General features: G+C 63.3%; 8 protein-coding genes. 2 read left to right on the top strand and 6 right to left on the bottom strand.

The annotated features are described in order from the left end of the window. Positions 1-62 precede the first annotated feature (62 nt). The gene (locus FCU66_RS10255) at positions 63-1,538 is read right to left on the bottom strand and encodes a cobyric acid synthase (protein ID WP_136620519.1); all 1,476 of its coding nucleotides are present in this window, start codon (positions 1,536-1,538) and stop codon (positions 63-65) included. Then, positions 1,538-2,152 carry a dimethylsulfonioproprionate lyase family protein gene (locus tag FCU66_RS10250; protein ID WP_136620520.1) on the bottom strand — a complete coding sequence of 205 codons (615 nt, stop codon included), beginning with the start codon at positions 2,150-2,152 and terminating at the stop codon, positions 1,538-1,540. Before FCU66_RS10250 ends, FCU66_RS10255 begins: the two co-directional genes overlap by 1 nt. 144 nt (positions 2,153-2,296) lie before the next feature. Between FCU66_RS10250 and FCU66_RS10245 the strand changes: the two genes are divergently transcribed. Next, positions 2,297-3,463: an isobutyryl-CoA dehydrogenase gene (locus FCU66_RS10245; RefSeq protein ID WP_136620521.1), complete on the top strand. Its 1,167-nt coding sequence runs from the start codon at positions 2,297-2,299 to the stop codon at positions 3,461-3,463. Positions 3,464-3,488: 25 nt separating this feature from the next. Next, positions 3,489-4,373: a 3-hydroxyisobutyrate dehydrogenase gene (gene mmsB / locus FCU66_RS10240; protein WP_136620522.1), complete on the top strand. Its 885-nt coding sequence runs from the start codon at positions 3,489-3,491 to the stop codon at positions 4,371-4,373. A gap of 311 nt (positions 4,374-4,684) precedes the next feature. Here mmsB and FCU66_RS10235 read toward each other — a convergent pair whose 3' ends face one another. The 4 genes from FCU66_RS10235 to FCU66_RS10220 all read right to left on the bottom strand — a co-directional run bounded on the left by FCU66_RS10235 (position 4,685) and on the right by FCU66_RS10220 (position 9,933). After that, the gene (locus tag FCU66_RS10235; protein WP_136620523.1) at positions 4,685-7,123 is read right to left on the bottom strand and encodes a GcvT family protein; all 2,439 of its coding nucleotides are present in this window, start codon (positions 7,121-7,123) and stop codon (positions 4,685-4,687) included. Positions 7,124-7,314: 191 nt separating this feature from the next. Then, positions 7,315-7,959, bottom strand: coding sequence for a cytochrome c oxidase assembly factor Coa1 family protein (locus tag FCU66_RS10230; RefSeq protein WP_136620524.1), 645 nt, complete (start codon positions 7,957-7,959; stop codon positions 7,315-7,317). Positions 7,960-8,041: 82 nt separating this feature from the next. Further along, positions 8,042-8,407, bottom strand: coding sequence for a hypothetical protein (locus FCU66_RS10225; protein WP_136620525.1), 366 nt, complete (start codon positions 8,405-8,407; stop codon positions 8,042-8,044). A gap of 146 nt (positions 8,408-8,553) precedes the next feature. Then, positions 8,554-9,933 (bottom strand): aspartate aminotransferase family protein, encoded by a 1,380-nt coding sequence (locus tag FCU66_RS10220; protein WP_136620526.1) that lies wholly within the window; start codon positions 9,931-9,933, stop codon positions 8,554-8,556. Positions 9,934-10,174 lie beyond the last annotated feature (241 nt).

Genomic DNA, 10,174 nt, shown 5'->3' with positions numbered 1-10,174 from the left:
GGGTCTGCGCCGCGTCGCTACGCTCCTTGCTCCGCCCGTGGATGACGAAGCGTTGGGCGGATCTAACGCGCCAAACCAAAGATCGCGTCGCAGTCGAGATGGGTCTCCAGCTCGGCTGCGACCTCGTCCAGCGCCCGCTCGACCTCGGCCCGGTAGTCGATGCCACCGCCCTTGATGCCGAGGCTTTCGAGGAACTTCCCGCGAAAGCCGTCGGCGCCAAACAGACCGTGCATATAGGTGCCGATCACCTTGCCATCGGCCGACACCGCCCCGTCCTCGACGCCATTGATGACTGCCGACGGCCGCAGCGTATCCGGTCCGGTGGTGCGGCCGAGATGGATCTCGTAGCCTTCGAGCGGCAGGTCGAACGGCACCGAGCGGGCGCTGACATTGCGCACCGTCTTCTCCGGTTCCATCACCGTTTCGACGTCGAGCAGGCCGAGCCCTTCGGCCTCGGTGACGCTGCCTTCGATGCCGTCGGGATCCCGCACCATGCGGCCAAGCATCTGGAAGCCGCCGCAAATGCCAACGACATGGCCGCCGCGCTTGCGGTGTGCGAGAAGGTCCCGATCCCAACCGTTCTCGCGGAACTTCAGGAGATCGCCGATCGTCGACTTGGAGCCTGGAATGACCACCAGCCCGGCATCGGCGGGCAGCTGTCTTCCCGGCGGCACGAACACCACCTCGACCTGTGGTTCGGCCTTGAGCGGGTCGAGATCGTCGAAATTGGCGATGCGGCCAAGCACCGGCACGGCCACCTTCAGCGCACGCGTCTCGCCGGACGCCAGCCGTTCCAGCACCACAGAATCTTCCGAAGGCAAGCGTGCCGCCGCCTTCAGCCACGGTACGACACCGAAACAGCGCCAGCCCGTGAATTTCTCGATCGACCTTATGCCGTCGTCGAACAGCGACACGTCGCCGCGAAACTTGTTGATGAGGTAGCCGACGATCATGCGCCGGTCCTCTTCCGGCAGGATCAGATGCGTACCGGCGACCGAAGCGATGACGCCGCCGCGATCGATGTCGCCGACCAGCACCACCGGCACGTCTGCGCGCGTGGCAAAGCCCATATTGGCGATGTCGCGGCTACGCAGGTTGATCTCGGCCGGCGAGCCAGCACCCTCGACGATGACCATATCGGCGCCCTCGCCGACCTTGCCCCAGGAATCCAGCACGGCGTCCATCAGCCGGCCCTTGATCGCCTGGTAGTCGCGCGCCCGCGCATCACCGAACACCTTGCCCTGCACGATGACCTGCGCGCCGACATCGGTCTGCGGCTTGAGCAGAACCGGGTTCATGTGGACCGAGGGGGCCACGCCGCAAGCGATCGCCTGCAGCCATTGCGCACGGCCGATTTCGCCGCCGCCGGCTTTGTTGTCGCCGGGGATATCGGCAACGGCGGCGTTGTTCGACATGTTCTGCGGCTTGAATGGCCGTACCTTCAGCCCACGCTTTTTTGCCGCGCGGCATAGGCCGGCGACGAGCACCGTCTTGCCGACATCGGAACCCGTGCCTTGCAGCATGATCGCTTTGGCCATCAGCCCCTGCCCTGCGCCACGGTTCCGGTGATGTCGGATTTCTGCGCCAGCGGCCCGCCGCGCCAGATGTAGAGCGCCAGCAATGGGTCTTTGCCGGTGCGCATGGCGTGATTGACGTTGGAAGCGTGGTGGACGACCTCGCCGGCTGTACGCATGCAAAAGCCGCTCTCGCCCATGCGCCATTCGGTGCCGCCAGTCAGCGGAATGTAGATTTCCTCGGCAAGGTGATGGTGGTCGGGATAGACGATATCAGGCCCAAGGATCAGCAGGCCGGCGGCGACCTCGCCATTGGCGAAGTGGCCTCGCGTGCCGAACACTTCCAGCCAGCCGTAATTGTCGATGAACTCTTTTCCGAAATCGGCCTCGCCATAGGTCTGCCCCCAGCGAAAATCATTCCGACGCTCGGCAAGGAGCCGCACCAGCGGCTTGGCATCCGGCGCCGCCAACTCCACGGCGCGATCGAGATGACGCAGGCAGGCAAGCGGACGCGGCTCCAGTGTGCGGGCCGACATCTCCCAGGTGATCCGCGCCACCGCGTCACGCACCAAGGCGTCATCCACGGAAGCGAGATAGCTGTGGAACCGGCTCAGCAGTTCATCGAATTTTGTCGTCACATCTTGCTCCGGACATGCATTGATGCACAGCCGCTCCGCAGCGGGTCGGGTTGCGCGGCGGCATCATTGGTCTAGATTGGTGCGCGCGCAAAGCCAAAAACGACAGGCCAGCGAGCTAGCTGGCCAGCACATAGGGAGCACGCCATGGACGCCGCTGTCGATGCGAGCACCAGCCAGTTCGAACTCAACGAGGAACAGCGCGCCATCCAGGAGATGGCGCAGGCATTCGCTGCCGACCGCGTCGCGCCGAACGCACTCGACTGGGACCGCAGGAAACATTTCCCGGCCGATGTGATCCGCGAGACCGGCCCGCTCGGCCTCGGCGGCATCTATATCAGGGACGATGTCGGCGGTTCAGCACTGGGCCGGCTCGATGCCGTGCTGATTTTCGAGGCGCTGTCGCACGCCGATCCGGCTTTTTCCTCCTTCATCTCGATCCACAACATGGTGGCATCGATGATCGACCGTTTCGGCAATGAAGAGCAACGCCAACGCTTCCTGCCGAAGCTCACCTCGATGGAATGGCTGGCGAGCTACTGCCTGACCGAGCCCGGTTCGGGCTCCGATGCCGCGGCGCTGAAGACACGCGCGGTGAAGAGCGGCGGCGACTATGTCCTCAACGGCACCAAGCAGTTCATCTCCGGCGCCGGCGACAGCGATGTCTATGCCGTCATGGTGCGCACCGGCGCGGATGGGCCGAAAGGCATTTCCACTATCGTCGTGCCGAAAGATGCGCCCGGCCTCTCCTTCGGCGCCAACGAGCACAAGATGGGCTGGCATATGCAGTCGACCCGCCAGGTCATTTTCGAAGATTGCAAGGTGCCGGCGGAGAACCTTTTGTCCGGCGAAGGCGCCGGCTTCGGCATTGCCATGGCCGGCCTCGACGGCGGCCGGCTGAACATCGCAGCCTGTTCACTGGGCGGCGCGCAGTCGGCGCTCGACAAGGCGCTCGCCTACACCGCCGAGCGCAAGGCTTTCGGCTCCAAGATCAACCAGTTCCAGGCTTTGCAGTTCAGGCTGGCCGACATGGAGACCGAGCTGCAGGCGGCGCGCATCTTCCTCTATGCGGCAGCTTCGAAACTCGATCGCAAGGCACCGGATGCCGGCAAATGGTCGGCGATGGCCAAGCGCTTCGTCACCGACACCGGCTTCAATGTCGCCAACGATGCGCTGCAACTGCTCGGCGGTTACGGCTACCTGCACGACTACGGCATCGAGAAGCTGGTGCGGGACCTGCGGGTGCACCAGATCCTCGAAGGCACCAACGAGATCATGCGCGTCATCATCGCGCGCGCCCTGATCGGCCGCTGAAGCCAGCAACTCTGGGAGACAGACAATGACGACGATCGCCTTCATCGGCCTCGGGAACATGGGCAATCCGATGGCCGCCAATCTGGTCAAGGCCGGGCACCAAGTGCATGGCTTCGACTTGATGCCGGAGAATTTGACCGTCGCGCGCGAGCATGGCGTCGTCATCATGGCCAACGGGCCGGCCGCGGTGAAGGATGCCGACGTGGTGATCACCATGCTGCCTGCGGGCAAGCATGTGCTGTCGGTCTATGAGGACATCGCGCCCAAGGCGAAAAAGGGCGCGCTGTTCATCGATTCCTCGACCATCGACGTCGAATCGGCGCGCAAGGCGCATGCCATTGCCGGCAAACACGGCCTGCTGTCGATCGATGCGCCCGTCTCGGGCGGCACCGGTGGTGCCGCGGCCGGCACGCTGACCTTCATGGCCGGAGGCGCCGACGATGCCTTCACTGCTGCCGAGCCGATCCTGAAGCCGATGGCCGGCCGCATCGTCCATTGCGGCGGCGACGGCGCCGGACAGGCGGCAAAGATCTGCAACAACATGATCCTCGGCATTTCCATGATCGGCGTCGCCGAAGCCTTCGTCCTGGCGGAAAAGCTCGGCCTGTCGCATCAGGCGCTGTTCGACGTCGCCTCGACCTCATCGGGGCAATGCTGGTCCTTGACCACCTATTGCCCGGTGCCCGGCCCGGTGCCGACTTCGCCCGCAAACAGGGATTACAACCCAGGATTTGCAGCCGCACTGATGCTGAAAGACCTGAAGTTGTCCCAGGAAGCCGCGCAAAGTGCCGGCGCCGTGACGCCGCTTGGTGCCGAAGCAGCCCAGCTCTATGCCTTGTTCAACGCCCAGGGACATGGCGGCACGGATTTCTCCGGCATAATTAATTTTCTGCGCGGTAACCCAGCGTAACCAACGGATTTGGTGGGTTTTTCCCGATTTTCTTCGGCAGAAAAAATGCAAATTTAGATTTGCTTAAGCTCTCGATAACCCCCCGGTAACGATGTCCCTATAAAACGGATTGCGAGGCGGACATATCGCATCCGCCCGGCGCTCCGGATCAGGTCTCGCGTACCGGAGCCCGTAAGTTTCGCAAAGTGTTCGAGTAGCGAAGCGCCATGCGTATCTGGCAAAGCCGCGTTCCCGATGGAGCGCGGTTTTTGCGTTTTGCCCTGCAGCGCGTTTTGAGGCATCGATAACCCCGGATTGCGCTTCGGGATGCCTCACATACGCCCGCGGGCGCCTTCCGGATCATAGGGCGAGTCGGCGATCACCTTTGCCGCGCGGCGCTCGCCGAGGATCGAAACCTCGAGCTTGGTGCCGGGCGACACAAGGTCCAGGGGCAGCAGCGCGAGTGCGATGTCGTGACCAAAAGTATAGGAGTAGCCCGCCGACGTGACGTGGCCGACGAGCTCGCCTTCGCGGTAGACGCCCTCGAAGGCGAACGCGCTCGCACCGTCGGTATCGATCGATAGCGTGGCGATCCGGCGGGTCGTCCCCTGCTTCTGTTTTGCGACCAGTGCGGCGCGGCCGACAAAGTCCCCCTTGTCGAGGCTGACGAAGCGGTCGAGACCGCTTTCCCAGGCTGACAGTTCGAGATTCATATCGCGATACATGGCGCGGTAGGATTTATCGAGACGGAGCGATTCCAGCGCTTGAAGTCCGACCAGCCTCAGCCCGTGCGCCTCTCCCGATGCCAAGAGTGCATCCAGCAAATGCCGCTGATAGCAGAGTGGATGGTAGAGTTCCCATCCCAGTTCGCCCGAATAGTTGACGCGCAGCAGTCGCACGTCGCTGGCCAAGCCGACAGTCCCGGATTGCACGCTGAACCATGGGAAGGCTTCGTTGGAAAGATCCATCTCCGTCAGCGGCTGCAATATGTCGCGCGCCTTCGGCCCAACCACTGTGAAGCTGCCGCGATCCTCCGTGACGTTGCGCAGATGCACGCTACCGTCCTTCGGCAACAGCCGGCTGAGATCGTCAAGGTTCCAGCGCTCGGCGCGCGGCGTCGATATGAGATAGAACAGGTCGCTCTGCAGCCGCGCCACCACATACTCGGCCTGCACGCCGCCGACCGGCGTCAGGTGATGGGCAAGGGCGACACGGCCGGGACGAGGCAGTTTGTTGGCCAGGATCCCGTCGAGCCAGCCCTTGGCGCCCGGCCCGCTGACCTCGAACTTGGTCATTGGTGTCATCTCGACCAGGCCAGCGGCCTGGCGGACAGCCTGGACCTCAGCGGCGACGTGGTTCCCTTTGGGGGTCCAGCGCCAGCTGTAGAAATTGCGCGCTTCGACACCCGCGGGTGCAAACCAGCTCGGCATCTCCCAGCCGTTCAACACATCCCATACCGCGCCGAGCTGGCTTAGACGGTCATAGGACGGGGCCGTTTTCTGCGGTCGCGCCGCCGGCATGTCCTGGCCTGGATAGTGCTGTGCGGCGTGGGTGCCCCAAGCTTCCCGGACCTTTGCCCGGGTCCAGTTCTTGTTGGCATATTGGCCGAACCGGCGGGGATCCAGCTCCGCCGTGTCGATGCTGTTGCCACCCTCCACGATCCGTTCGGAGAGGTAATAGCCAATCGCACCGCCCCAAAGAATGCCTCCAGGCACCCCTTCGGCGAGCCAGACATTCTCCAGGCCCCACCCCTGCCCCATCAGCGGCAGTTCATCGGCTGTCATCTGGAAAGGGCCTCGCACGTTCCGCTTGATGCCGGCGCGTCCGAGCGCGGGAACCAACTCGGTCGCGCGCTCCCAATTCCAGGACACGGCATCGAAGTCTTCATCGAGCAGATCGGCACCGAACCATTCCGGGACGCCGTTTTCGGCGAACAGCTTGAGCTGTTCGGTACGCTCATAGGGACCGAACATCAGCCCGTCCCCCTCTTCGCGCAGATAGCCCTCGTAACCCTCGTCCCTGAGGATCGGCATCTCCGGAAGACCAAGCCGTTTGCGTTCCACAATTTCGGGAACCGCCTCGGTGATCCAGTACTGATGCAGGATCGGGATCGCGGGAATGTCCAGGCCCAGCATGGCGCCTGTCTGGCGTGCGTAATTGCCGGTTGCAAGGATGACATGTTCACAGACGATGTCACCGCGTGAGGTCTTGACCCTCCACTCGCCGCTCGGCATGCGTTCGAAGCCCACAACCTCGGTATCAAGATGGATCTTCGCGCCAAGGTCACGTGCACCCTTGGCCATGGCCTGGGTGACATCAGCCGGTGCAATATGGCCGTCATCGGGATGGTAAAGGGCGCCCAGCATGCTGTTGTTGTCGAGCAGCGGCCAGATCTCTCGCGCTTCCGCGGGCGACACGATCCGGGCCCGCACACCCTGGACCTCTGCGACGTCCATGTAGCTTCTATACTCGTCGAGCCTGTCGCGCGTGTTGGCAATGCGTAGTTGGCCGCATTTGTGCCAGCCGACGTTCTGGCCCGTCTCCGCCTCCAGGCCCTCATAGATTTCAATCGACCTGGCGATCATGCGGCCGACATTGCGGCTGCGCGCGTAAGAGGGGATGAGCCCCGCGGCATGCCATGTCGACCCAGCCGTAAGCTGTGTTCGCTCCAGCAATGCCACATCGGTCCAGCCGCGCTTGGCCAGGCCGTAGAGAATGCCGGCACCCACACAGCCGCCACCGACCACGACCGCACGAACGGAACTCACCATATGCGCTTGCCCTTGTATGAAATTGCCACCGGTCCACATGAACGCGCGCGCATAGTGTCAGACGGCATATGGTTTTTCAGCACATTTCCTTGTCTGGAACGCAGCAGCGGTCACCCGCCTGTTGGGCCACAAAGCCAGCCGAACCGTCAGCTGTCGCGCCGCCTATAGGCCGCGGTTTTGCGTTTTGCCCGCTATATTCCGATTGCCGCATTCGGGATCGGGACATGATCTTCGTTGATCAGCACGATCGGCGCGTCGGCTCCCTCGACCCTGACGACCAGCAGGCGCAGGCTCCATGTGCCGGCTGTGCGGACAGCGGTTGAGTAGGCCGTGCCCTTGCCCTTGGCGCCGTGGACCGGAATGCTGAACTGGGCGTCGCCAGCCCCATTCGCATTGACATTGAGATGGCCACCGACCCAGAAACTGTCGGCCAAATCATCACCCAGCGCCGCCTTGACGCGGTCGTCGGCGCGAAGTCTGTCCATCGTCATGTGATAGGCATCGCTGCCTTTCAGGACATAGGGAATGCTGCCGACCATCGTCGCGCAGCCGCCAATTCCGACCACCCAGACGACAAGGCCGGCAATTGCCCAATTGCGTTGCGTCTTGCGAAACTGTTCGGCGTCGCGCCAGGCACGGTTCTGCCAGGCCCAGCGGCTGCCGCGCGCGCCCAGCACAATGATCATGACGATGTTGACGACAGGGATCAGCGCCAGCAGCGCGATGAAGGTGCTGTTGCCGATGCCCCAGATCCAGTTGAGGAAGAAGGCGCCCCAATTCCAGCGGTCGAGCTCGGCTGGAATTTCAGCCGGCTGGTTGAGCGGTTGTCCGGCCATCGTGTCCCCCATCGGTACCTTCACCGACTGGTTCTAGCGCATGCGCTCCTCGATGCGCAAAATCAAAGTTCTGCAACCTCGGTCAGGTCTTGTTGGACAGCCGGCGAAAATTCGCTTTCACGGCACGGCTTGCCGGCCTCAGCGCGGCGCTGATCGAGCGTTCCGCTGCGACACCGTTGAACAGCGACGGCGTGCGGCCGGAAAAGACTTCCGGCCAGAATCGCGATGCCGACTGCAGGAAAGACATTTGCGCCGCAAACGCGCCTTCGGCCATGGCGGCGGTCTTTTCGTTCACCGCACGCGCGGTCTCCGTGCTCCATGGCTGGCTGCTCCCGCCGTCCATGGCCATCAACGGCAGCCGCATCATCGCCACCAGCGGCGCCAGCATCAGGTCACCGCCGATGCTGGCCGCTTCTTGCGTCCGTCGGCTCTTGCCGGTCTTTCTCATGGAAACAAACCCCTTGTCGCGGCCGAATCAGCCGCTGCCCCACACACTACGCGCGGGGATGGAATTCGTTCCCTCTTCGCTTCAGCGTGTTCCCGAGGCCGGGCGCTCCTGCCGAGGAACGCCCGGTTAGGGGTCGAGCTCGAGCCCTACCGCTTGCGCAGATCGGCTTGCGCCAAATCCAGCGCCTTCGAGATGCGGTCGCAGGCCATGTCGATGGTGTCGCGGGTCCAGATCAGCGGCGGCGACAGGATCATCGTGTCGCCGGTGGCGCGCAGCATCATGCCGTGCGCGATCGCGTGGTCGCGCACGGTCACCGCCGCACTTCCAGCCGGCAGGAAGCGCTCCTTGGTCGCCTTGTCCTTGACGATCTCGATCGCGCCCATCAGGCCGATCGAACGCACCTCGCCGACCAGATCATGCCCGGCAATCCGCTCCTGCAGCGCCTTGGCGAAGTAAGGGCCGGTATCGTTCCGGACGCGATCGACCAGCCCTTCCCGCTCGATGATCTCGAGGTTCTTCAGCGCCACGGCGCAGGCCACCGGGTGCCCGGAATAGGTGTAGCCGTGATTGAACTCGCCGCCCTTCTCGACCAGCGTCGAGGCGATGCGGTCGCCGACCAGCAATGCCGACAGCGGCTGGTAGCCCGATGTCAGCGCCTTGGCCGTGGTGATGGTGTCGGGCTCGATGCCGAGCGTCTGGGCGGCGAACCACTCGCCGGTGCGGCCATAGCCGGTGATGACCTCGTCCAGCATCAAGAGGACATCGTATTTGCGGCAGATGCGCTGCACTTCCGGCCAGTAGCTGACCGGCGGTATCTTCACGCCGCCCGCTCCCATCACCGGCTCGCCGATGAAGGCGGCAACCTTGTCGGCGCCGGCTTCGAGGATCGCATCCTCGACAGCCCCGGCCGCGCGCAGCCCGAAATCATGATCGCTCTCGCCAGGCAGCGCCAGTTCATAGGCATAGGGCATCATCACATGGACGATGTTGGGCACCGCGCCGCCGAGCTGCTTGTGCATGCCATCCATGCCGCCGAGCGACGTGCCGGCAACCGTCGAGCCGTGATAGGCCATCTTGCGCGAGATGATGCGGTTCTTCTCCGGCTTGCCCTCCAGCACCCAGTAGTGGCGCACGAGACGCAGTGCGGTGTCGTTGGCTTCCGAACCGGACGAACCATAAAACACCTGGTTGACGTGTTTCGGTGCGATCTCCGCCAGTTTCTTGGACAATAGCACCGGCGTGGGCGTCGAGCATTTGAAGAAGGAGTTGTAGTAAGGCAATTCCTTCATCTGCGCATAGGCGGCCTCGGCCAGCTCGTCACGGCCATAGCCGATGTTGACGCACCACAGCCCGGCCATGCCGTCGAGGATTTCAGCCCCTTCGGAATCATAGATGAACGGCCCGTTGGCGTGGGTGATGATGCGCGAGCCGGCCTCGCGCAGTTCCTTGTGGTCGGTGAAAGGATGGAGATGATGCGCGGCGTCGATCTGCTGAAGCTGCTTCAGCGAATAATTCTGATAGGTCATGATTGTGATCTTTCCTCTGGATTCTATCCGGCCCAAGCCGGGGCGAATGCGTCAGAGGCAGACAGGTGGCGAATAGCCGATGCGGGCGCACAGCCGCAAAAGCTCGGCGCGCAGCGTGCGCGATGACGGTGTCACCGCGACCCGAAATGCACGAGCTGATAATCTAGCGAGAGCCATGGAAGGCACCTTAGAGCAAAGGGCGGTCGAGGTGAACCACCCTTTGCGTCGGCAATGCTCCCTC

This window comes from Mesorhizobium norvegicum (assembly GCF_004919685.1).
Taxonomy (GTDB): Bacteria; Pseudomonadota; Alphaproteobacteria; order Rhizobiales; family Rhizobiaceae; genus Mesorhizobium; species Mesorhizobium norvegicum.
This window is presented reverse-complemented; position numbering and strand designations above follow the sequence as displayed.